20 protein-coding genes and 1 other RNA gene are annotated in these 21,281 nt (G+C 68.0%); 2 read left to right on the top strand and 19 right to left on the bottom strand.

Annotated elements, in window-relative coordinates:
* Window position 1 precedes the first annotated feature (1 nt).
* The 18 genes from fliR to purL all read right to left on the bottom strand — a co-directional run bounded on the left by fliR (window position 2) and on the right by purL (window position 19,001).
* Window positions 2–775, bottom strand: a complete 774-nt coding sequence (fliR, locus tag F614_RS0100560) for a flagellar biosynthetic protein FliR (RefSeq protein ID WP_018866257.1) — start codon at window positions 773–775, stop codon at window positions 2–4.
* Between the two features lie 4 nt (window positions 776–779).
* Window positions 780–1,049: a flagellar biosynthesis protein FliQ gene (fliQ, locus tag F614_RS0100555; RefSeq protein ID WP_018866256.1), complete on the bottom strand. Its 270-nt coding sequence runs from the start codon at window positions 1,047–1,049 to the stop codon at window positions 780–782.
* Between the two features lie 9 nt (window positions 1,050–1,058).
* Window positions 1,059–1,811 carry a flagellar type III secretion system pore protein FliP gene (gene fliP, locus F614_RS0100550; RefSeq protein ID WP_018866255.1) on the bottom strand — a complete coding sequence of 251 codons (753 nt, stop codon included), beginning with the start codon at window positions 1,809–1,811 and terminating at the stop codon, window positions 1,059–1,061.
* Window positions 1,811–2,254, bottom strand: coding sequence for a flagellar biosynthetic protein FliO (gene fliO / locus F614_RS0100545; RefSeq protein WP_019558013.1), 444 nt, complete (start codon window positions 2,252–2,254; stop codon window positions 1,811–1,813). Before fliO ends, fliP begins: the two co-directional genes overlap by 1 nt.
* A gap of 2 nt (window positions 2,255–2,256) precedes the next feature.
* Window positions 2,257–2,841 carry a flagellar motor switch protein FliN gene (gene fliN / locus F614_RS0100540; RefSeq protein WP_018875433.1) on the bottom strand — a complete coding sequence of 195 codons (585 nt, stop codon included), beginning with the start codon at window positions 2,839–2,841 and terminating at the stop codon, window positions 2,257–2,259.
* A gap of 11 nt (window positions 2,842–2,852) precedes the next feature.
* Window positions 2,853–3,827, bottom strand: a complete 975-nt coding sequence (gene fliM / locus F614_RS0100535) for a flagellar motor switch protein FliM (RefSeq protein WP_018866252.1) — start codon at window positions 3,825–3,827, stop codon at window positions 2,853–2,855.
* Between the two features lie 10 nt (window positions 3,828–3,837).
* Entirely contained in the window at window positions 3,838–4,335 is a 498-nt protein-coding gene (gene fliL, locus F614_RS0100530) for a flagellar basal body-associated protein FliL (RefSeq protein ID WP_018875432.1), read from the bottom strand.
* 291 nt (window positions 4,336–4,626) lie between these two features.
* Complete coding sequence (locus tag F614_RS0100525; RefSeq protein ID WP_019558012.1) at window positions 4,627–5,721, bottom strand: flagellar hook-length control protein FliK; 1,095 nt, start codon at window positions 5,719–5,721, stop codon at window positions 4,627–4,629.
* Between the two features lie 65 nt (window positions 5,722–5,786).
* Window positions 5,787–6,233: a flagellar export protein FliJ gene (gene fliJ / locus F614_RS0100520; RefSeq protein WP_018866249.1), complete on the bottom strand. Its 447-nt coding sequence runs from the start codon at window positions 6,231–6,233 to the stop codon at window positions 5,787–5,789.
* Window positions 6,230–7,612, bottom strand: a complete 1,383-nt coding sequence (locus tag F614_RS0100515) for a FliI/YscN family ATPase (protein ID WP_018866248.1) — start codon at window positions 7,610–7,612, stop codon at window positions 6,230–6,232. Before F614_RS0100515 ends, fliJ begins: the two co-directional genes overlap by 4 nt.
* Window positions 7,609–8,328, bottom strand: coding sequence for a FliH/SctL family protein (locus F614_RS0100510; protein ID WP_018880659.1), 720 nt, complete (start codon window positions 8,326–8,328; stop codon window positions 7,609–7,611). The genes F614_RS0100515 and F614_RS0100510 overlap by 4 nt, the downstream gene beginning before the upstream one ends.
* The gene (gene fliG / locus F614_RS0100505; protein WP_018866246.1) at window positions 8,325–9,335 is read right to left on the bottom strand and encodes a flagellar motor switch protein FliG; all 1,011 of its coding nucleotides are present in this window, start codon (window positions 9,333–9,335) and stop codon (window positions 8,325–8,327) included. Before fliG ends, F614_RS0100510 begins: the two co-directional genes overlap by 4 nt.
* Window positions 9,325–10,989, bottom strand: coding sequence for a flagellar basal-body MS-ring/collar protein FliF (gene fliF / locus F614_RS0100500; protein WP_019558011.1), 1,665 nt, complete (start codon window positions 10,987–10,989; stop codon window positions 9,325–9,327). Before fliF ends, fliG begins: the two co-directional genes overlap by 11 nt.
* A gap of 32 nt (window positions 10,990–11,021) precedes the next feature.
* Window positions 11,022–11,360 (bottom strand): flagellar hook-basal body complex protein FliE, encoded by a 339-nt coding sequence (gene fliE, locus F614_RS0100495; protein WP_018866244.1) that lies wholly within the window; start codon window positions 11,358–11,360, stop codon window positions 11,022–11,024.
* 128 nt (window positions 11,361–11,488) lie between these two features.
* A complete protein-coding gene (locus F614_RS0100490; protein ID WP_019558010.1) occupies window positions 11,489–12,859 on the bottom strand; it encodes a sigma-54-dependent Fis family transcriptional regulator in 1,371 nt (456 codons plus the stop codon).
* 199 nt (window positions 12,860–13,058) lie between these two features.
* A complete protein-coding gene (locus tag F614_RS0100485) occupies window positions 13,059–14,432 on the bottom strand; it encodes a sigma-54-dependent Fis family transcriptional regulator (RefSeq protein ID WP_019558009.1) in 1,374 nt (457 codons plus the stop codon).
* Window positions 14,433–14,522: 90 nt separating this feature from the next.
* Entirely contained in the window at window positions 14,523–15,059 is a 537-nt protein-coding gene (locus F614_RS0100480; protein ID WP_018866242.1) for a PilZ domain-containing protein, read from the bottom strand.
* Window positions 15,060–15,125: 66 nt separating this feature from the next.
* Window positions 15,126–19,001, bottom strand: coding sequence for a phosphoribosylformylglycinamidine synthase (gene purL, locus F614_RS0100475; protein WP_019558008.1), 3,876 nt, complete (start codon window positions 18,999–19,001; stop codon window positions 15,126–15,128).
* 353 nt (window positions 19,002–19,354) lie between these two features.
* Here purL and ssrA point away from each other — a divergent pair.
* Window positions 19,355–19,715, top strand: a transfer-messenger RNA (tmRNA) gene (ssrA, locus tag F614_RS14125).
* A 60-nt stretch (window positions 19,716–19,775) separates the two neighbouring features.
* Window positions 19,776–20,195, top strand: a complete 420-nt coding sequence (locus tag F614_RS0100470) for a secondary thiamine-phosphate synthase enzyme YjbQ (RefSeq protein ID WP_019558007.1) — start codon at window positions 19,776–19,778, stop codon at window positions 20,193–20,195.
* Between the two features lie 8 nt (window positions 20,196–20,203).
* Here F614_RS0100470 and rlmM read toward each other — a convergent pair whose 3' ends face one another.
* Window positions 20,204–21,280 (bottom strand): 23S rRNA (cytidine(2498)-2'-O)-methyltransferase RlmM, encoded by a 1,077-nt coding sequence (gene rlmM, locus F614_RS0100465; RefSeq protein ID WP_019558006.1) that lies wholly within the window; start codon window positions 21,278–21,280, stop codon window positions 20,204–20,206.
* Window position 21,281: the final 1 nt, after the last annotated feature.

The following is a 21,281-nucleotide window of genomic DNA, read 5'->3' as shown; positions in this document are numbered from 1 at the left end:
GTCAGAACCCCATCCGGGTCTGCATCAGGTGGAAGGCCTCGAGCATCAGCTCCCCGAAGCGTTCCGGCAGCCCCGGAAATGTGAACATGAGCAGCACGAAGCCGATCAGGATCATCATCGGGAAGCCCACTGCGAAGATGTTGAGCTGCGGCGAGGCGCGGGTGATCACGCCCATGGAGATATTCACCAGCAGCAGCGAGGCGACCGCCGGAAGCGCCACCAGCACCGCTCCAACGAACATCGTCGATCCGAACGCGACCAGCGCGTAGAAGGCCTCCGCGTTCAGGCCGGTCGGCGCGATCGGCATGGTCTCGAAGCTGGTCAGCATCAGTTCCAGCGCGATCAGATGGCCGTTCATCGCCAGGAACAGCAGGGTCGAGAAGATCACGAAGATGGTCGACACCACTGGCACCTGCACGCCCTGGGCCGGGTCCACGATGGACGCGAAACCCAGCCCCATGCCCAGCGCGATCACCTCGCCCGCCTGGGTCACGGCGGAGAAGACCATCTGCAGGATGAAGCCCATGAACACCCCGATCGCGATCTGGTGCAGCGTTACCACCACGCCTTCGAGGCTCAGGGGGTCGATATCCGGCAGCACCGGCCCCTGCATGGCGACGAAGATGGCCAGCAGCAGCGCCAGCCCCATGCGCACCCGAGCGTTGACCGTGTCGGCGCCGAAGATCGGCATGGCGACGAGCATGGCGCCAATGCGCGCGAACGGCCACAGGACCGCCCCCACCCACAGCACCAGCTGTTCCGCCGCCAGAGTCATCGGTCTACCCCACCATCCCCGGCGCGCCCTCGTAGAGGCGCTCGGTGTAGTCGATCAGCAGCGCCAGCATCCAGTGCCCACTGATCAGGAGGGCCGCGAACATGGCCAGCAGCTTGGGGATGAACGACAGGGTCATTTCCTGCACCTGGGTGGCGGCCTGAAGCATGCCGATCGCCAGGCCCACCGCCAGCGCGGTCAGCAGCGGCGGCGCGGCCAGAAGAACCACCACCGTGAGCGTCTCGCGCCCGATATCGACCACCAATTCAGGTGTCATCGGAACCTCCTAAACAAAAAAGCTGGTGGCAAGGGTGTTCATCATCAGCGCCCAGCCATCGACCAGAACGAACAGCATCACCTTGAACGGCAACGAGATGATCAGCGGCGAGAGCATCACCATCCCCATCGACATCAGGACCGAGGCCACCACCAGGTCGATGATCAGAAACGGGATCAGGATCAGGAAGCCGATCTGGAACGCGGTCTTGAGTTCGCTGGTGATAAACGCCGGCACCAGCAGGCTTAGCGGGATATCGTCGGCATCCTCGAAGCCGTCGATCCCGTTGATCTCGGCGAACATCGCCAGGTCACTCTCGCGGGTATGCGCCAGCATGAACTCGCGCAGGGGCTGCACCCCGGCCTGCAGCACCTCCTCGGTCCCCATCTCCTCGTTCACGTAGGGCACAAACGCGGTGTCGTAGATCTCCTCGAACACCGGGGCCATCACGAACAGGGTCAGGAAAAACGCCAGACCGATCAGGATCTGGTTGGACGGTGTCTGGGTCGTACCCAGGCCCTGGCGCAGGATGGCCAGCACCACCAGGATGCGCGTAAACGCGGTCATCATGATCAGGATCGACGGCAGCAGGGTCAGCAGCGTCATCAGCAGGATGATCTGCAGCGTCACCGAATAGGTCTCGCCACCATCCCCGTTGGTGGTCACCGTCAGGGCCTCGATGCCCTGCGCGACCTGCGCTCCGGCCAGGCCCGGCAGGGCCAGCAGAGCCAGCCCCAGCCCAATCCGCAGCAGCACCGACATCACGACTGCCCCCGCTCGCCGGTGACCGGCGCACGCCGCGTCACCGCGCGCTTCAACGCGCTCGAGAAGTCCGGGGTCTCGCCGGCCGGGGCCAGTACCGGTTCGTTCATGGTGTGCAGCGTGCGCATGCCGGCGGGCCCAACCCCGACCAGGACCTGTTCGTCCCCGACCTGGACCAGCACCAGGCGCTCGCGCGCGCCCACCGAGCGCGCCGCGACGATCTCGATCACCTGGGAGCCGCGATTGAGCCCGCCCTGTGTGCGCCGTAGGACCCAGCCCAGAACCACGATCGCGCCGATCACCAGGACCAGACCGCCGATCAGCTGGGCCAGATACCCGGCGGCGCCGCCGCTACCCCCCTCGGCGAGGGCGGTCAGTGGCCAGAGGCTCCCCGTGGCGGCCGTCAGGACGAGGGCCGCGATGTGCGTATAGCGTTGATTCATGGCTATTTGAGCTTGCGGATCCGTTCGCTGGGGCTGATCACGTCGGTCAGTCGAATACCGAACTTCTCGTTGACCACCACCACCTCGCCATGCGCAATCAGCGTCCCGTTCACCAGCACATCCAGGGGCTCGCCGGCCAGGCGGTCCAGTTCCACCACCGAGCCCTGGTTCAGCTGGAGGAGGTTGCGGATCGGGATGCGCGTGCGGCCGATCTCCATGGAGATGGTCACCGGTACATCCAGGACCATCTCCAGGTTCAGCTCCTCCCCGTCGCCCTGCACCACGCCGGAGAGCTGCTCCGGCTGCAGGGCCTCCGCGCCCGGGTCCGGCTTGTGCTTGCGTTCCCGCTTCTCGGCCTTCGGCGCTTCCTGCGCCGGGTCCTCGGACGCCCCGCCCTGTGCCTCGTTCAGCAGCGCGTCGGGGTCGGCGGCTGCCTCGCCATCCTCGTCCTTCTGCTCCGCCAGGGCGGCCGCCCACTCGTCGGCCAGGGCCTGGTCATCGGAACCGCCCTCCGTCTCCGGATTCTCGGCGGCGGCCTCCGCGTCGGGGCCGGGGGTGTCCTGTTTGGGATCGTCGGTGTCTGCCATGCTGCGGCCCTCTATCGTTTGATGATGCGTTCCGAAATCTGGATCGCATTCAGCCCATTGGATACGCCGAACTTCCCGCGGAACATCGGGATATCTTCGACCTGCAGGGAAATCTTCTCGGGGAGATCAACCGGGATGATGTCGCCCGGCTGGATATCCAGCAGCTCGCGCACGGTCACCTCGGTCTCGGCCAGGATGGAGCTGATCTCGACCTCGGCGGTCTGAATCTCCTCCTGGAGTGCGTGCATCCAGCGCTGGTCCACGTCGGAGCGGTCCGACTGGATACCGGTGTCCAGCTGCTCGCGTATCGGCTCGATCATCGAGTACGGCAGGGTCACGTGCAGGTTGCCACCGCCCCCGTCGAGCTCGATGTGGAACTCGCTGATCACCACGATCTCGGTCGGCGAGACGATATTCGCGAACTGCGGGTTGACCTCGGAGTTCAGGAACTCGAACTCCAGCTCCATGACCGGCTGCCAGGCCTTCTGCATGTCCTCGAACGCGCCTTCCAGCACGCCGTGCACCACCTTCATCTCCATCGGGGTGAAGTCACGCCCCTCGATGCGGGTGTAGTAACGGCCGTCGCCGCCGAAGAAGTTGTCCACCAGGATGAACACCAGCTTCGGGTCGAACACGAACAGCCCGGTGCCGTGCAACGGATGCGCGCGCACCAGGTTCAGGCTGGTGGGCACGAACAGCGAATGCATGTACTCGGAGAACTTGGTGATGCGGGTGCCCACCACCGAGATCTCGGCGGAGCGACGCAGCACGTTGAACAGACGGACCCGCAGGTGACGCGCGAAGCGCTCGTTGATCATCTCCAGCGTGGGCATGCGCCCACGCACGATCCGGTCCTGGGTGGCGAAGTTGAATTCGCGTGCCTGGCCATCACTCGGATACGGGTCTTCGGTCTCGACGTCGCCCTCGTCCACGCCGTGCAGGAGGGCATCGATCTCGTCCTGGCTGAGGATATCCGTCTGTGCCATGACGGGGCTCCTACTGCATCACCAGTTCGTTGAACAGCACGGCCTCGACCGCGTCCGGGGCATCGCGGGAACGCAGGATCCCGGCGATCGTCTCTTTCAGTTCTTCCGCCAGGGCCTCCTTGCCCGCGCGGGTATTGAGATCCTCGTAGCGCTGTTCCGCCAGGATGCCCAGGAGGTCGTTTCGGATTGCCGGCAGGTGCCGTTCGAAGGCCTCGGCGACCGCCGGGTCATGGGTCACCAGCGACAGTTCCGCGCGCAGGTAACGGATGCGCCCCGGGGCCTCGATGTTCACCGTCATCGGCTCGAGGCTGGTGTACAGCCGCTCGGGCGGGCCGGCTTCGACCTGCTCGGTATCGTCACCGTCCGCCATCAGGAAGAACCAGGCGGCCGCCGCACCGCCGGCTACGAGAAACAGGACGACCAGGATCAGGACGATCAGCTTGCCCTTCCCGCCCTTCTTCGGGGCGCCGCCTTCGTCGTCGTCCAGATTGACTTCCTTCTCTGCCATATCGCACCCGCTGTCCGGTAAACCGAGGATTCGTTCTCGGTACAGACCATAGCAAGGCTGATGCCAGAAGTCGTTTTAGTCTTTTTAATCCGTCAGTTACGGGTGGTCACTGGCGGTTTTCCGGGGCAAACGCGGGCGCGGAAAACATGAAGAACGTCAAGAATCGGCCGCCCGGCCGCCGTGAAAGACGGAATCTTGGCGGCACACGGGAACATGGGGGAAGCCGGCATAAGCGCAGGAACGGGCCTGCAGCCACGGCCGCAGGCCGCGGCTGCACCCAAGCACGGCCGGTCAGGCAAACAGGTCCAGGCGCCGGTTCAGCATGGAGAGCGTGCTGCCATCGGCGGCCTCGCGGTCCTCGGCCTCGGCGGCCTCGTCATCCGCCGCGAGCGCCGTCTCGCCGGCCTCCTGCTCCGCCTGCTCCTCGGCCGCGTGGTCGGACACGGTCGCATCGTCCAGCATCAGGCCGCTCTCGGCCAGGCTGTCACGCAGGCGCGGCATGGCCGCCTCCAGCACCTCGCGGGTCACCGGGTTGGCACTGATGAACTGGATACTGGTGCGATCACCCTCGACCAGCACACGCACATCCAGGCTGCCCAGTTGCGGCGGGTGCAGCTTGAGTTCGGTACGCCCGCCCTGCGCCTGGGCCAGCATGCGCACCTGGTCGGCCAGCTCCCGGGCCCCGTTGGGCTGCTGCAGGAGTCGTGTCAGATCGAGGCGCGGCAGCGCCCGCGCCCCGTCCGTCCCTTCGGCTTGCCCGAGCCCCTGGGCCGGCAGCACCCCGCTCAGGGGGTCGGGACGGCCGCGGCGCGCCTCGTCACCCCCCTGCCCCATCCACTGGGCGAGGATCTCCAGGACGTTGTCGCGGGCCATGCCTCCCTGCGCACCCACCACGTCGGGCTTCAGGGCAACCGCGCCATCCCGTCCGGCATTGGCCTGGGCCGCTTCGACGAACAGCCGCATGACCGCGGCCGGCAGCGGCTTCACCGGCAGGGCCCGCTCCTCGCCTCCTCCCCGGGCGGGGGTACCTTCGGCGCGGGGCACCTCGGCTCGTCCCGGTTCCTGGGTCGCAGCCATCAGCGCGGCGACCGGCAAGGCATTGCCACCCCCTTCGGGATCCGCGGCCAGGGGCTGCCCGTCCAGCAAGTCCTGGAGTCGCGCCAGCATCGCCTCCAGGTCCAGGCCTTCCAGTTCCTCGCCGGGAACGCCCAGGCTGGCCAGCAGCGACTCCATCTGGGGCTCCAGGATGGCCAGGAAGTCCTCGCCGTCCTGGCCCTTGAGGCGGCCTTGCAGGCCTTTCAGGTCGTCCAGGCCCTGCATCGAGCTGCCGCCCAGCAGTTGCAGCAGCGGCAGCATGCCCTGGCCCGTATTCTGTGTTGCGATCATTGCCGAATCCTCGGTCTGCCGGGGTCATCCCCGGGCCCTTGCCTCAATCGATACTCAGGGTCCATTCAAGAACCCTGCCAACGCGCGTCTGCCTCGCGCGCATGGGCCTGGCGGGTGGCCCACATATCCTGTTCCGTCTGCTGGCGCCGCGCGTCATGCCGCGCGGTCTCGGCCCGCCGGCGCTCGAGCAGCTTCTCCAGCGAGAGGCTGTTTCGATGGCGCTCCAGCCACTCCTGGCGCGCCGTCTCCACCTGGGACTCGGCCGCCTGGATGCGCAGATCCTGCTGCTCCAGCGCGGAGCGCAGCTGGTCGCGCATGCCGGCCAGCCACTTCAGCGCATTGGCATCGTCCGGCAGGGTTGCCTGCAGGTATTCCCGCTGATAGGTCTCCAGGCGCTCGCGTTGGCCGGCGATGGCATCCAGTTGCTGCAGCCGCTCGCCCAGCTGGCGCGTCGCCTCGCTTTCCTCGATCTTGCGCAGCCGCAGCAGGCGCTCCAGGCGCTTCGGGTTCATGCCGCGCCACCCCCGACTAGTGCCAGCAGATCATCCCGGGCGCGGTCGAAGCTGACGGCCTCGTCGCGGCCCTGCCCCAGATAGGCCTCCAGGCGTTCATGCATCGCCACCGCCTCGTCCAGATGCGGATCGGCGCCCTTGCGGTAGGCCCCCACCGCGATGAGGTCGCGATTGCGCATGTAGGTGGCGGCCAGATCACGAAAGCGGCGGGCCGCGCGTTCGTGTTCCGGAGTGATCAGTGACGACATCACACGCGAGACGGACGCCCCGACATCAATGGCCGGGTAGCGGCCTGTCTCTGCGATCTCCCGCGAGAGCACCACATGACCGTCGAGGATGGCCCGCGCTGCGTCCACGATCGGGTCGTTCTGGTCGTCACCCTCGGCCAGCACGGTGTAGAACGCCGTGATCGAGCCCCCGCCGACATCGCCATTGCCCGCCCGCTCCACCAACTGTGGCAGGCGCGCGAACACCGACGCCGCATAGCCTTTGGAAGCGGGCGGCTCGCCAATGGCCATCGCGATCTCCCGCGCCCCCTGGGCAAACCGGGTCAGGGAGTCCATCAGCAGGAGCACGTGCAGCCCCTGGTCCCGGAAATGCTCGGCCACCGCCGTGGCCACCCAGGCACCATGCTGGCGCAGCAGCGGCGACTGATCCGCAGGAACCGCGACCACCACGGTACGGGTACGCGACTCCTCGTCCAGGATCTCGTGGATGAACTCATTCACCTCGCGACCACGCTCGCCGATCAGGCCGACCACGATTACGTCCGCTGTGGTGTTGCGCGTCATCATGCCCAGCAGAACGCTCTTGCCGACCCCCGAACCCGCGAACAGGCCCAGCCGCTGGCCGCGCCCCACCGACAGCAGGCCGTTGATCGCCCGGATCCCGACATCCAGCGGCTCGCGCACGGGCGCGCGCTGCAGCGGGTTGATCGGACGCCCGGCCAGTGGCCCAAAATCATGGGTGCGGATCGGCCCCTGGCCATCCAGGGGTGCCCCGTTGGCATCGATCACCCGTCCCAGAAGCCCCTCGCCCACCGGGATCTGGCGCTGGTTGTCCAGCGGTTCGATGCGCGCCCCGGGCGTCAGCCCCGTCGCCAGTTCCTCGGGCATCAGGAAGGTGCGCTCGTTCTGGAAACCGACCACCTCGGCCGGCACCGGCTCTCCGGTTTCGCCGTGGATCAGGGCGCGCCCGCCAATCGGCAGGCGCAGACCCTCGGCCTCCAGCGTCAGGCCGGTCAGGCGCGACAGATGCCCCTCCGCCTGGGGTGGGTTGACCCGCTCCACGCGACCCCGGGACTGCTGCAACCGGTCCAGAAGCCCCGTGCTCAGACGTTCGCGGCCCTTGCGGCGCAGTTCGTCGATCGGAGTGCTCATGACTCCTCCGCATCCGGGCGGTCGGACGCCTGATGGGCGCTGTCATCCCGGGGCTCGGCGTCAGCGGCCGGGGCATACTCGCCGTTCCACAGGGCCTCGACCGCATGCTGCAAGCGCCGCTCCAGGCTCGCGTCCACGCTCGCCGCGCCCGCCTCCACCCGGCACCCGCCGCGTGCCAGGCCCGGATCCGGGACCCAGGTGATGCGCGCGTCCGCGCGCTCGGCGTAGGTCTCGACCAGCCCCTGGTCCTCCGGGTTCAGATGCACCCGCACCTCCTGGTTGCGTCCCGGCAACTGAGCCAGCGCGCCCTCGAGAACCGCCCGGATCTGCTCCGGCCGGGACTCCAGCTCGCTTTGCACGACCTTGCGCGCCAGGACCGTCACCAGGGCCAAAAGCTCCGGCTCCAGGGCGTCGGCTGCATCGGCCAGCGGATCGGCGAGACTGCCGGCCACCGCCTCCAGTGCGGCCACCGTCTCGCGCAGTTTCTTGTCCTCGCGCGCCCGGGCCGCCTTTTCCGCCTCCTTCTGGCCCAGTTCGTGACCTTCGGCATAGCCAGACTCGAAACCGTTCTTGCGCGCCTCTTCCTCGATCGCCTCGATCTCGGCGGCGGTGGGCAGACGGCGCGGGGGATGGACACCGTCGTCACCGATCTCCGGCGGCTCCCACAGCGACGCCGAGGCGTCGGTATACAGCCTGGCCGCCGAGCTGTCGCTCACAACATGGCCTCGCTACCGCCACCGCCAAGCACAATGTCGCCGTTCTCGGCCAGGCGCCGAGCCACCGACAGGATCTCCTTCTGCGCGGCCTCGACCTCGCTGACACGCACCGGACCCTTGGCCTCGAGATCCTCGCGCAGCATCTCGCCGGCACGTTTGGACATATTGCGAAAGATCTTGTCCTTCAGGTCGTCGTCGGCGCCCTTCAGCGCAAGCACCAGGGATTCGGTCTGGATCTCGCGCATCAGCGTCTGGATGCCACGGTCGTCGATATCCACCAGGTTATCGAAGACAAACATCTCTTCCTCGATACGCGTGCCCAGATCGGAATCCGACTCCTTGATCGTCTCCATGATCTCGGCCTCCCGCGAACCCTCCATCAGGTTCATGATGTTGGCCGCCGAGCGCACGCCCCCCAGCATCGAGGTCTTGCTCGCCGCATTACCGGAGAGTTGCCGGTCGAGGATCTCGTCGAGTTCCTGCAGGGCCTGGGGCTGCACGCCATCCATGGTGGCGATGCGCATCACGATGTCGGACTGCACCCGCGCGGGCAGGTACTGCAGGGTGTCGGAGGCCTGGTCGGAATCGAGATGGGACAGCACGATGGCCACGATCTGCGGATGCTCATTGCGCAGCATGTCCGCGATGGCGCGCGGGTCCAGCCACTTGAGGGCCTCGATGCCCTTGGAATTCCGTCCCAGCAGGATGCGGTCGATCAGGCCCGAGGCCTTGTCGCCCAGCGCGCTCTCCATGACGCTGCGCACGTATTCGTCGGCGCCCACGCCCAGCGCGGTCTGTTCCTGCACATGGGTGGAGAACTCGTGCAGCGCGGCGTTCACATCGCTGCGCGAGATGCGGTCCATCGAGGCCATGGCGGTGCCGATCTTCTGCACCTCCTTGGGCCCCATGTGGCGCATGACCTCGGCGGCGGCATCCTCGCCGAGGCTCATCATGAACACGGCGGCGCGCTCGGCGCCTTCCAGCTTGGAGTTCTTGTCAGCGGCCATCGTCACCCAACCAGGTCTTCATTACCTGCGCCACGCGCTTGGGATCCTCGCGGACCATCTCGCGCACGGCCTCCAGATCCATCTCCTGCTGATCCGGACCCTTGGGACCCGTCAGCGCGGCCACGGCCGAACCCTCGCTCGGCCCCATGCCGGCCTCGCCGCCCGACTCGTCGGTCAGGGCCTCGCGGTCATCCTCGCGCCGCGGGGGTGGCGCCGGACGCTTCATCAGTTGCTTCATCGCCGGGCGCACCACCGTCAGCAGGATGATCAGGGCCAGCAACAGCGCCGCCACGATCTTCAGCACCTCGATAAACCAGGGCTGCTCCCAGAAAGCGATCTCTTCCGCCGGGATCTCGTCCATTGGCGCCTCGAACGGCGCGGTCACCACATTGATCGTATCGCCTCGTTCGGCGTTGAATCCAACCGCCTCGCGCACCAATGCCTCGATGCGCTCCAGTTCCTCGGCGTCCCGCGCCACCTGCACCGTCTCGCCGTCCTCGTTGACCTCCTGACGGAAATCCACGACCACCGCGGTGGAGACCCGGCGCACGCCGCCCGGCATCTCGCGGATGTGGTTGATGCGGCGATCGACCTCGTAGTTTCTGGTCACGTTGGTGCTGCGACTGCCCGGGAGCGGCGCCGGAGCAGCGGCACCTTCCTCGCCCTCTTCCCCGACCACGCCGCCCTCGGGGGGCTGATTGGTCAGCGCGCCCGGGACGCCCCCGGCACCGCCTTCGGGACCCGTGCGCTCTTCCTCCCGGCTTTGTTCGGACCGCAGCGCGATGGTCTCGGGATCGTACAGCTCCTCGGTTCGCTCCACGCGCGAGAAATCAATATCGGCATTGACCTGAACGCGCACCTTGTCGCGCCCGACGATCGGGATCAGAAGATCCCGAACGCGGTCGGTATAGCGGTTCTCCACATCCCGCGTGAAGTTCAGGCGATCGCCACTGCCGCCCATGCCCGCCTCGCCGCCATCCTGGGTCAGCAGCGTGCCGCGCTGGTCGACCACGGTGACCCGCTCGGGATCCAGATCGGAGGTGCTGGAGGCCACCAGATGCACGATGGCCCCCACCTGCGTCTCGCTCAGGGAGCGTCCGCCGCGCAGGTGCACCACCACGGAGGCGCTGGCCGGCCGGCGGTCGCGCACGAACACCGACTGTTCCCCCTCGGCAATGTGCACCCGCGCGCGATCCACCGCATCCAGGGATGCGACCGTGCGCGCCAGCTCGCCTTCCATCGCCCGGTGATGACGCGCCCCCTCGATCATCCGACTGGTGCCAAGCCCGGTGTCCTCCTGCAACAGTTCAAAGCCGAGGTCGCCGGAGCGCGGCAGCCCTTCGCCGGCCAGCTGCAGCCGCGCATCGGCGACATCGCCCTGCGGGACCTTCACCTGCCCGGTCGTAGAATCCACCTGATACGGGATGCCCGCCTGGGACAACACCTGCACGACCTCGGCCGCGTCCTCGGCGTCCATGCGCGGGAACAGCGGCACGTAGGTGGGGCGCATGGCCCAGTAGAGCAGCGCCACGATCACCACGATCGCGCCGGCCAGCATCCCGATCAGGGCAAGCTGGCGGCCCGCGGGCATCCCGTTGAACTCCTTGAATCCCCCGGTCACCACCGCGGGCAGGGACTGTGCATTGTCGGCCATCGTCCGTTCTCTCCCTCAGCCCGTCCGGCCGATCAGACCTGCATCCGCATGATTTCCTGGTACGCCGTCAGCAGCCGGTTGCGCACCTGGTTGGTCGCCTCGAAGGCGATACTGGACTTGCTCATTGCGGTCATCACCTGCGGCAGGCTGACGCTGTCGTCGCCCAGCTCGAAGCGCGTCTGCAGATCCGTAGCGGCCTGCTGGGTCTGGTTCACGCCGCGCAGCGACTCGGTCAGCACGTTCTGGAAATCCGCCCCGCCCACCCGCTGCGGTTCGCGATTGGGCTGGGCCGGGTTGGTCCCCTCGATCCCGCTGGTCTGCGTCAGCTGACGCATCTGCTGCAGGACGTTCTGAATCTGCATCTCGCTCATCTTTCCTACCCTCGGGGGTTCTCGCTATGGCGACCCGGCGGCCTGCACGGAACCCTTGTGCTCCCATGTGCGCGGCTTACCGTTTTCTTCAAAACTCCAAGCAATCCATATGCCAGCCTCGCTGGGCGTCATCCCGACGCCGGAACCGCAAAGCCGTTCTCGCGCAGGCGCGCAATCTTGTAACGCAATGTTCTGGGGCTGATTCCCAGTCGGTCCGCGGCCTCCTTGCGCCGCCCGCCGGACTCGCGCAGGACATTCAGGATCACCCGGCTCTCCTGGGTCTGCAGGGTCTGCTCCAGCATCGGCGTCGGGTTTTCGTCGCTGGCCGACCACTCGGGCGTGTTCATCCGGATCGCCTGATGGCCGGAGTCGCCCGAGCTCCAGGGCGCCAGCATGTCCGCATCCAGCCAGACCGCCTCCAGCGTCACCCGGTCGTCATCGCCTTCGTGCAGCGTGATCGCGCGCTCCATCACATTGGCCAGCTCCCGGACATTGCCCGGCCAGTCGTGCTCCCGCAGTCGCCGCTGCGCCGCGGCGTCCAGTTCCCCCAGGCGCCCGCGGCTCAGCCGCCGCAGCAGGGCCTGTGCCAGTGGCACGATATCCTCCGGGCGCTCCCGCAGCGGCGGGATGCAAAGCGGGAAGACGTTCAGGCGGTAATACAGATCCTCGCGCAAGTGGCCTTCGGCCACCGCCTCGCGCAGATCGCGATTGGAGGTGGCGATCACCCGCACATCCACACGCTGCGCCTGGCGCCCGCCCAGCGGCTCTACCTCCCGCTCCTGCAGCGCCCGCAGCAGCTTGGCCTGCAGGTGCACGGGGATTTCGGTCACCTCGTCCAGCAGCAGGGTCCCGCCGTGGGCCCGCTGGAACTTGCCGGGCCGGGCCTCCAGCGCGCCGGTGAAGGCGCCCTTGGCATGCCCGAAGAGCATCGCCTCCAGCATGGCCTCCGGGAGCGCGGCGCAGTTGATCGCCTCGAACGGCCCGCGGCTGCGGGGGGAGCGCGCGTGCAGCTGCCGCGCCAGCACCTCCTTGCCCACCCCTGACTCGCCGGTCACGAAGACCGTGGCGGCGCTGCGCGCGATCCGCGATACAAAACGATCGATCCCCTGCATCGCCGCACTGCGGGCCACCAGCGCCGGCGCTTCGAATTCCTGCGCCGAGACCAGCAGCGGTCGCAGCCACTCGGCCAGGGTGTCCGCCATCTCCGGCAGGGCAAAGTGCGCGTCCACCCCGGCTCGCATGGCCGACAGCTCGCGTTCGCGACTGGCCTCCAGACTGATCGCGGCGACGCAAGATCGTGGTTCGGGAAGGACTTCTCCGCTCAGGGCGGGTTCACCGCCCAGCAGCACCGCTGCGGGACGGGCCCCTTCCACGGTTTGCGGCAGGTCGGCCGCTTTGCAGGCCTGCAGTCGGACTCGAGGAATCGTGGCCAGGACCCGGACCACGGCCTCGCGCAGTGCCGGTTCGGCATCCACCAACAGGATTGTGGCTCGCGACATGAACGTCTTCCCATAGAGATTCGGGGAAGGTTCAGCAAAAAACGCGCCAGCGTTACAGGTAACTGATTAATTGGGGGTTTATCCAAAACGGGAGGGCAACCCGTCAAGCATCCGTCGACCGTCGCGCGGGAATTCAGGGCTTGTGGTGACGGGATCCCGACCTCCACTACGGTCGGGGCCCGTCTGGCCGGAGGCCGGGTCAGGCCTTGCCGAGCCCGAACTTGCGCATGCGCTCCACGAGTGTGGTGCGGCGCATCCCCAGGCGACGCGCCGCGCGCGCCACCACGTGCCCGGTCTCGTCCAGCGCACGGGTGATCATGTCGCGCTCGAGATCGTTGAGGAAACTGCGCAGATCCACCCCCTCCGGCGGCAGTCCGCCGGCCAGCAGGCTGGCGCCCGCCGACCCCGACTCGGCGCCTCCGGGTGTGGGGGATGTCACGGCCAGATCCTCGATCCCTTCCGGACGGACCCGAGGGGGCAGCTGTGCGAGGTCCACCGGCAGGTCGGGATACATGATCGCCAACTGTTCCAGCAGGTTGGCCAGTTCGCGGATATTGCCGGGCCAGTTGAGCTGCCCCAGGTGCGCGACCACGGCCGGCGTCAGGTGGGCCGGGGTCATGCCCTGCTCGCGCAGCCGTTCTTCCAGCGCGCCGATCAGTTGCGGCATATCGCTGGTGCGTTCGCGCAGGGGCGGCAGTTCGATGGGGAACACGCTGAGGCGGAAGAACAGATCCTGGCGGAAGCTGCCATCCGCCACCGCGTCATCCAGGTTGCGATGGGTGGCGGCAATGATCCGGGCCCGCGCCGGGAGCGACTTGTTGGAACCCACACGCTCGAAGACGCGTTCCTGCAGCACGCGCAGCAGCTTCACCTGCATCGGCAGCGGCATGTCGCCGATCTCGTCCAGGAACAGCGTGCCGTCCTCGGCCAGCTCGAAACGCCCCGCGCGGGCCGTGAAGGCACCGGTGAAGGCCCCCTTCTCGTGCCCGAACAACTCGCTCTCCAGCAAGTCTCCGGGGATCGCGCCGCAGTTCACCGCCACGAACGGCTTGTCCGCCCGGTCCGAGGCGTTGTGGATGGCGCGGGCCACCACCTCCTTGCCGGAGCCGGTCTCGCCCAGGATCAGCGCGGTGGCGTCGGTGCGGGCCACCTGGCCCACCAGGCGCTTGACCGCCTGCATGGTCGGATGCGACCCGACCAGCCCGGGCATGTCGTCGTATCCCGGCTCGCGGCCGAACCGAAGCCACTGCAGGACCTGCGAAACCCGCGCGATGGAAAGCGGGTGCTCCACCACGCAGTCCACCCCTTCGCCCTGAACCTCGCCCCCGTCGGTAGGCTGCACGACCACCGCGGCGTCTTCCGTTCGTGCATCCTGCAGCCGGGCGGACAGCTCCGCGGCGGGTCCACAAAGCCAGATCGCGGCGGGGGCGACGTTCTCGAAGGTGCCAGTGGCCGGCTGATGCTCGGCCTCGCAGCCCAGGCAGTTCAGGATCGCCCGGGTGGCATCCGTCGTGCCCGAGTCACCGCTGAGTGCAATACGCATCGCCTGTTGCTGTTCGCCCGGATCCCGCATACCGCTGTGCCCCGATGTTCGCGACCGGATGTGGCAACGGGTGACGCCCGGCCCGCATCCGATGATGTGATCGAGTTCGCAGTATCCTGTCTAATTGCGATTGCCGTCAACTTTCTGGCGTTTCTCCGCCACCTCGCGGCGGTGCAGGCGGAAGATCCACCGCCCGAGCGCCTCTTCCAGAGGCCCCTCGACCCCCGTCCAGCGAGTCATTTGCTGGCCTCCGCGGGTTGTCGGAGTCTCGACACCCAGGACGCAGGGCTGCGGCAGCAAGCGGCTCAGATAGACCTCCACCCGCTCGCAATCCTCGGGCAGCGTGCCCGCGGGCAGCACCATGCCACGCCCGCTAAGTACCAGCTCAACCGGGTCCGGGCGTTCCGGGTGCAGCGACTCCGCCACCAGATGCAGCAGCAGGTCCAGCTTGTGTTCCAGGCGCTGCACCTCGGGGGCGCCTTCGTCCTCGTGGGGCATCGCTCCGCGCGGGTGTGCGTCGTCGAACAGGTCGAGGCTCTCGATCAGGCGCTGCGCCAGCACGGGATCCGTAACCGGGCGTTGCGACGGGCCGATCATCAGAGTCGTCGTAACCCGCAGGTCCTCCCCGAGGAATTCGTCCTTGCTGGCGTCATCCATGTCCGTACCCGCCTCGTCTGTCCGCCGACCAAATGCCTTCGTTATAGACCATCGACCCGGCGCGCTTCAGCCGACGAATGCGCGCGCATTGCGGAACAGCCGCAGCCACGGTCCGTCCTCGCCCCAGTCCGCCGGGTGCCAGCTGTGCTGCACGGTCCGGAACACGCGCTCCGGGTGCGGCATCATGATCAGCGCGCGACCGTCCTCGCTGGCAAAGCCCGTGGCGCCGCCCACGGAGCCATTGGGGTTCGCCGGGTACTGCGACGCCGGCGTGTCATCGGCCTCGACATAGCGCAGCGCGGCCTGGTCGTGGATCGGCGCTCCATCGGCATAGTATGTACGCCCCTCCCCGTGCGACACCGCCACCGGCAGCACCGAGCCGGCCATCCCCTCCAGCAGGATCGCCGGGCCCGGTTCGATCCGCACCTGGGACAGGCGCGCCTCGAACTGCTCGGAACGGTTGCGCACGAATCGCGGCCAGTGGCCCGCCCCCGGAATCAGCGGGGCCAGGTGGGACAGCATCTGGCAGCCATTACAAACCCCCAGGGTGAAGGTCTCGGGGCGTTCGAAGAACGCCTGGAAGGCATCCCGCAGCGCCGGGTGGTTGAGGATGGTCTGCGCCCAGCCCCCACCGGCACCCAGCACATCGCCGTAGGAGAACCCGCCGCAGGCGGCCACGCCCTGCATCGAACCCAGATCCTGGCGACCGTCCAGCAGGTCGGTCATGTGCACGTCCACCGGGGCAAACCCCGCGCGCTCGAAGGCCGCCGCCATCTCCAGCTGGCCGTTAACCCCCTGCTCGCGCAGGATCGCGATTCGGGGGTGTTCCCCGCGCGCGATCATCGGCGCGGCCACGTCCTCGGCGGGATCGAAGGTGACCCGCGGCTGCAGGCCGCCGTCGGCGTCCACCCGGGCGAGCTCCTCGTCGGCGCACTCCGGATCGTCCCGCAGCCGCTGCATCCAGGCCGAGGTCTCCTGCCAGTGGCGCTGCAACGCCGCGCGCGTGGCGGAGAAGGCCTCCTGGTCGCCATGGCGGATCACCACGCGCTCGTCGTCGGTCCGTCGGGCCACCGGATGCAGATGCGCCTCCAGGCCAGCCTCCGCCATCGCGTCGCGCAGGGCCGATTCGGCACCGGGCGCGACCTGCACCACGGCGCCCAGCTCCTCGTTGAACAACCACGCCCCCGGCGCTTGACCCTCCGGGACCGCGATCTCCAGCCCACAGCGCCCGGCAAAGGCCATCTCCAGCAGGGTCGTGATCAGGCCACCGTCGGAGCGGTCGTGGTAGGCGCGCAGCAGGCCGTTGCGACGCAGGGTCGTAATGGCCTCGAAGAAGGCGCGCAGGCGTGCGGCATCGACCACGTCCGGCGGGGTCGCGCCGACCTGCCCGTAGGCCTGGGCCAGGGCGGAGCCGCCCAAGCGGCCATGGCCCTCCCCCAGATCGATCAGCCAGAGCCGGTCATCGGCCTCCGGGTCGGGCTGCGGCGTCAGCGTCCGGCGCGCATCGGCCACCGGGGCAAACCCGGATACGATCAGCGATACCGGCGCGTGCATGTGCCGCGCCTGCCCGTCCGCGGTCTCCCAGACCGTCCGCATGGACAGCGAATCCTTGCCGACCGGGATCGAGATGCCTAGTGCCGGGCACAGGTCCTCCGCGATCGTGCGGACGGTGTCGAACAGGTTGGCGTCCTCCCCGGGCACGCCGGCCGCGGCCATCCAGTTGGCGGACAGGCGGATCGCATGCGTACCGTCGATATCGGCTGCCGCCAGATTGGTCACGACCTCCCCGATCGCCATGCGCCCGGAGGCCGGGGCCGACAGGATCGCCAGCGGCGTGCGCTCGCCCATGGCCATCGCCTCGCCGGTATAGCCGTCGAAGTCGGTCAGCGTCACCGCGCAATCCGCCACGGGGACCTGCCACGGCCCCACCATCTGGTCGCGTGCGACGAGGCCGCCCACGCTGCGGTCCCCGATGGTGATCAGGAAGTGCTTCGCGGCCACCGACGGCATGTGCAGCACCCGTTCCAGCGCCTCGGCGAGTGGACAGGCCTCGGCATCGAACGCCGTTTCCGGCGGTGGCAGTCGCCGGTCCTCGCGCGTCATCCGCGGCGTCTTGCCCAGCAGCATGCCCATGGGCATGTCCACCGGCGGTTCGTGGAACAGGCTGTCCTCGACCTTCAGATGGCCCTCGTCGGTCGCCCGGCCCACCACCGCAAACGGCGCCCGTTCACGCGCGGCCAGGGTGCGGAAGGTCTCGAGATGCTCGGCGGCGATCGCCAGGACGTAGCGTTCCTGCGCCTCGTTGCACCACAGCTCCATCGGCGACAGGCCGGGCTCCGCGGTCGGCAGGTCCCGCAACTGGATTACGCCCCCGCGCCCGGCGTCGTCGAGGATCTCCGGGATCGCGTTGGACAGCCCGCCGGCGCCCACGTCGTGGATCGACAGGATCGGGTTGCCGGCCCCCAGGGCCGTGCAGCGATCGATCACCTCCTGGCAGCGGCGCTCCATCTCCGGATTGCCGCGCTGGACCGAGGCGAAATCCAGTTGCTCGGAGCTCGCGCCACTGGCCATGGACGAGGCCGCCCCGCCGCCCAGGCCGATCAGCATGGCCGGACCGCCCAGCACCACGATCGGGGTCCCCGCCGGCACATCCTGCTTGTGCACGTGCTCGCCCCGGATCGACCCGACCCCGCCAGCCAGCATGATCGGCTTGTGGTAGCCGTACAGCGTCTCGCCACCCACCGGATTCGGCAGCGCCATCTCCAGCGTGCGGAAGTATCCGGCCAGCGCCGGACGGCCGAACTCGTTATTGAAGGCCGCCGCGCCAATCGGGCCATCCAGCATGATCTGGTGCGCGCTCTCGATGCGCCCGGGCCGGCCGAAGTCGCGCTCCCAGGGCTGCTCGCGGCCCGGGATCCGCAGGTTCGATACGGAGAAGCCAGTAAGCCCTGCCTTCGGCTTGGAGCCTTGCCCGGTGGCGCCCTCGTCGCGGATCTCGCCCCCGGAACCCGTCGCGGCGCCGGGGAACGGCGAGATCGCGGTCGGGTGGTTGTGGGTCTCCACCTTCATCAGGATCGGCAGATCCAGCGTTTCACGTCGGTATTCACCGGTGATCGCATCCGGCATCAGGCGCACGCCCGTGTGACCGGCGATCACCGAGGCGTTGTCGCTGTAGGCCGACAACACCCCCTCGGGATGGCGCGCATGGGTCTGGCGGATCATCCCGAACAGCGTGCGTTCGTCGGCCTCGCCATCCAGCACCCAGGCGGCATTGAAGATCTTGTGCCGGCAGTGTTCGGAGTTCGCCTGCGCGAACATCATCAGTTCGGCATCGGTCGGGGCACGCCCCAGCGCGGAGTACCCGTCCGCCAGGTAGTCGATCTCGTCCGGGGACAGCGCCAGCCCCAGCTCCCCGTTCGCGCGCTCCAGGGCGGCGCGGGCGTCCTCGCCCAGGTCCACGCGCGCCAGCGAGCGCGGCGTCTCGCTGTGAAAGAGCTGTGCCGCGGCCGCGGGATCCTCGATCACCGCCTCGGTCATGCGGTCGTGCAGCAGGTCGGCCAGCGCCTCCAGGTCCACGCCGGCCGCCGCGTCGCCCCCGATCTGCCAGTGAATGCCGCGCTCGATCCGCTCGACCGCGTCCTCCAGCCCGGCGTGATGCGCAATCTCGGTGGCCTTCGACGACCACGGGCTGATCGTGCCGAAGCGCGGGATCACCACCAGCTCCCGCTGCACGGCGAACTCGGGCGCCACCCAGGTCTCGCCCTCGCGCAGCAGGCGCGTCAGCACTGCCTCCTCGTCCGGCGTCAACCGCCGCCGGGTCTCCACGAAATAGACAAACCGCGCGGCCAGCGGGCCCGCGCCCGGTACGCTTGCCCGCAGCCCTGCCTCCAGAGCCCGCAGCCGAAACGGCGAGACCGCCGCGCCCCCTTCCACAACCCGCATTGCGCTTCCTCGAACCGGACGTGCCAAAAACAGCGCATTGTACCGGACCCGCCCCCCGCGCGGGACCTGTTGGAACTATGTCACCACGGAGTTCACAGAGGGCACGGAGAAGGTCAAGGTCAAGGGCTTGTCTACAGGAAGACGGGAAGGCAAGAAGGTTTTGGGGTGTCGAGGATCGTCCTGGAGGGTGCCAGTCATCCCGTCAAAAATCTTCCTGTCTTCCAATCTTCCTGTAAATCGCCCTGCCCTGTGTCCTCTGTGCCCTCCGTGGTGAACCCGCCCTTGACCTTCTTTGGTCCGACAATCACATGGCCGGGGAACTTTGGATGCGCTACCATGTCCATGAAGTACTTGGGGGCGACTTGGCTTCGACGCGGGTCGCGAAACCTGAGGTGCATGCCGAGGCTGTAGTGGACCTCGTAAAAACCGCTGCAAAAAAATAGTTGCCAACGACGACAACTACGCACTCGCCGCTTAAAAACCGGTAGATGCCGTCCGACTGGAGCCGTGCTTATGCGTCCAGTATCGGGCGTCGACTCTCATAAGCTCGTGGTGAAGCGTGCCCGGCGTGGATCCATTAAAACTCAACCGGGATCGCCAGTTGCATTCCCTGCCTGTCGGGTAGCGGCTGGTTAAACTCAAAGACAGAATAAGCATGTAGAGCCGAAGGCGGAGGTCCTGCGGACGCGGGTTCGATTCCCGCCGCCTCCACCAAATTAGACCGACCAATCAAGCGCCTGCGGGCGCTTTTTTGTTTGCATTCGAGGTAGATGCATGGCCGTGTACCAGGACACCCTGACCCAGCAGACCCGCGGCCGCGGCACGCTGAACATCACCCAGGCCGTGGAGCACATCGTCCGCGCCTCCGGCATCACCACCGGCACCTGCCACGTCTTCCAGCACCACACCAGCGCCTCGCTGCTGGTCACCGAGAACGCCGATCCCGACGTCCGCCACGACCTGGAAACCCTGATCGGCCGCATGGCCCCGGACGGCGACCCCGCCTACCGCCACGACATGGAAGGCGACGACGACATGGCGGCCCACGCCCGGGCCATGCTCACACACAACGACCTGACGCTCCCGGTCGGCCAGGGGCGGCTGATCCTCGGCACCTGGCAGGGCGTCTTCCTGTGGGAACACCGCTATGCCGCCCACACGCGCCGGCTGACCATTACCGTGCAGGGCGAATAACGCCCGACTCAGTCGCGCTGCACGTGGACCGTGATCTCCTCGCGGTCGTGGTAAAGCTGTCGCGCCTGCATCCGGTGGGCGATCCGGGCGTCCAGCAGGCGCTCCTCGATATGGTCCAGGCACTGGTCCACCGTCTGCCAGCGCCGTTTCATCGGCAGCTTCAGGTTGAAGATCGCCTCGCGACACCAGCCCGCCTCCAGCCAGTCCGCCATGCGCGCCGCCACGCGCCCCGGCTTGTCGACGATGTCGCAGACCAGCCAGGTCACCGGATTCGGGGGTTCCCACGAAAACGCATCCTCGCGGTGATGCTCCACCTGGGTGGTCGCCATCAAGCGGTCATCCATCGGCCCGTTGTCCACCGCGTGCACGTACATCCCGCGGCGTACCAGTTGCCAGGTCCAGCCACCGGGCGCCGCCCCGAGATCCACGGCCTGCATGCCTTGCGCCAGGCGCGTGTCCCAGTCCTCCCGGGGGATGAAGGTATGCCACCCCTCTTCCAGCTTCAGGGTCGAGCGGCTGGGGGCCTCGCGCGGCGAGCGCAGGTGCAGGATGCCGCCCGGCCACTCGCTGCGCTCCCCCGGCCGGCTCACACCGAGCTGCACGCAATCGCCCGCATGCCAGAAGACATGCAACCGCTGCCCGTCCGCCTGTGCCCGCAGCACCCCGCGCTTGCGCAGTACTGCGGCCAGCGGCCGCTCGACCGCCTTGACCAGGCGGCGCAGCCCTTTCCCTTCGTTGGTATCCGGCATCTCGTGCCAGACGGAATCCACTGCCAGACCGGAGGCCTCCGCCTGCTCGATGATCGGCGTCAGCCGGTCCGCGCGATCCAGCCCCTCGAGGACCGGAAACGCCGGGAACACCTGCCGCGCGAAGATCAGCGCGGAGAACGGAAGCGCCCCCGCGAGCGCCTCGACGGAGCCATCTGCCGGCTCGAAGTGAACCGAGCCGCTGCCGGCGCGCACGCGCGCGAAGCCACCCAATCCCGCCCGCGCCGCGCGGTCGGTCAGCTCCGCCGTCAGATCCGCCTCGAACCCCGGCCGGCAATACAGCAACAGGCCCGAGAAGCCCGGTTCGTTTGTCTCCATC

It is taken from the genome of Thioalkalivibrio sp. ALE12, assembly GCF_000381105.1.
Classification (GTDB): Bacteria; Pseudomonadota; Gammaproteobacteria; order Ectothiorhodospirales; family Ectothiorhodospiraceae; genus Thioalkalivibrio.
This window is presented reverse-complemented; position numbering and strand designations above follow the sequence as displayed.

Bases quoted from the DNA above. Each gene is read 5' to 3' on its own strand.
- fliR (WP_018866257.1), bottom strand. From the start codon at position 775: ATGACTCTGGCGGCGGAACAGCTGGTGCTGTGGGTGGGGGCGGTCCTG.
- fliQ (WP_018866256.1), bottom strand. From the start codon at position 1,049: ATGACACCTGAATTGGTGGTCGATATCGGGCGCGAGACGCTCACGGTG.
- fliP (WP_018866255.1), bottom strand. From the start codon at position 1,811: ATGTCGGTGCTGCTGCGGATTGGGCTGGGGCTGGCTCTGCTGGCCCTG.
- fliO (WP_019558013.1), bottom strand. From the start codon at position 2,254: ATGAATCAACGCTATACGCACATCGCGGCCCTCGTCCTGACGGCCGCC.
- fliN (WP_018875433.1), bottom strand. From the start codon at position 2,841: ATGGCAGACACCGACGATCCCAAACAGGACACCCCCGGCCCCGACGCG.
- fliM (WP_018866252.1), bottom strand. From the start codon at position 3,827: ATGGCACAGACGGATATCCTCAGCCAGGACGAGATCGATGCCCTCCTG.
- fliL (WP_018875432.1), bottom strand. From the start codon at position 4,335: ATGGCAGAGAAGGAAGTCAATCTGGACGACGACGAAGGCGGCGCCCCG.
- F614_RS0100525 (WP_019558012.1), bottom strand. From the start codon at position 5,721: ATGATCGCAACACAGAATACGGGCCAGGGCATGCTGCCGCTGCTGCAA.
- fliJ (WP_018866249.1), bottom strand. From the start codon at position 6,233: ATGAACCCGAAGCGCCTGGAGCGCCTGCTGCGGCTGCGCAAGATCGAG.
- F614_RS0100515 (WP_018866248.1), bottom strand. From the start codon at position 7,612: ATGAGCACTCCGATCGACGAACTGCGCCGCAAGGGCCGCGAACGTCTG.
- fliG (WP_018866246.1), bottom strand. From the start codon at position 9,335: ATGGCCGCTGACAAGAACTCCAAGCTGGAAGGCGCCGAGCGCGCCGCC.
- fliF (WP_019558011.1), bottom strand. From the start codon at position 10,989: ATGGCCGACAATGCACAGTCCCTGCCCGCGGTGGTGACCGGGGGATTC.
- fliE (WP_018866244.1), bottom strand. From the start codon at position 11,360: ATGAGCGAGATGCAGATTCAGAACGTCCTGCAGCAGATGCGTCAGCTG.
- F614_RS0100490 (WP_019558010.1), bottom strand. From the start codon at position 12,859: ATGTCGCGAGCCACAATCCTGTTGGTGGATGCCGAACCGGCACTGCGC.
- F614_RS0100485 (WP_019558009.1), bottom strand. From the start codon at position 14,432: ATGCGGGATCCGGGCGAACAGCAACAGGCGATGCGTATTGCACTCAGC.
- F614_RS0100480 (WP_018866242.1), bottom strand. From the start codon at position 15,059: ATGGATGACGCCAGCAAGGACGAATTCCTCGGGGAGGACCTGCGGGTT.
- purL (WP_019558008.1), bottom strand. From the start codon at position 19,001: ATGCGGGTTGTGGAAGGGGGCGCGGCGGTCTCGCCGTTTCGGCTGCGG.
- F614_RS0100470 (WP_019558007.1), top strand. From the start codon at position 19,776: ATGGCCGTGTACCAGGACACCCTGACCCAGCAGACCCGCGGCCGCGGC.
- rlmM (WP_019558006.1), bottom strand. From the start codon at position 21,280: ATGGAGACAAACGAACCGGGCTTCTCGGGCCTGTTGCTGTATTGCCGG.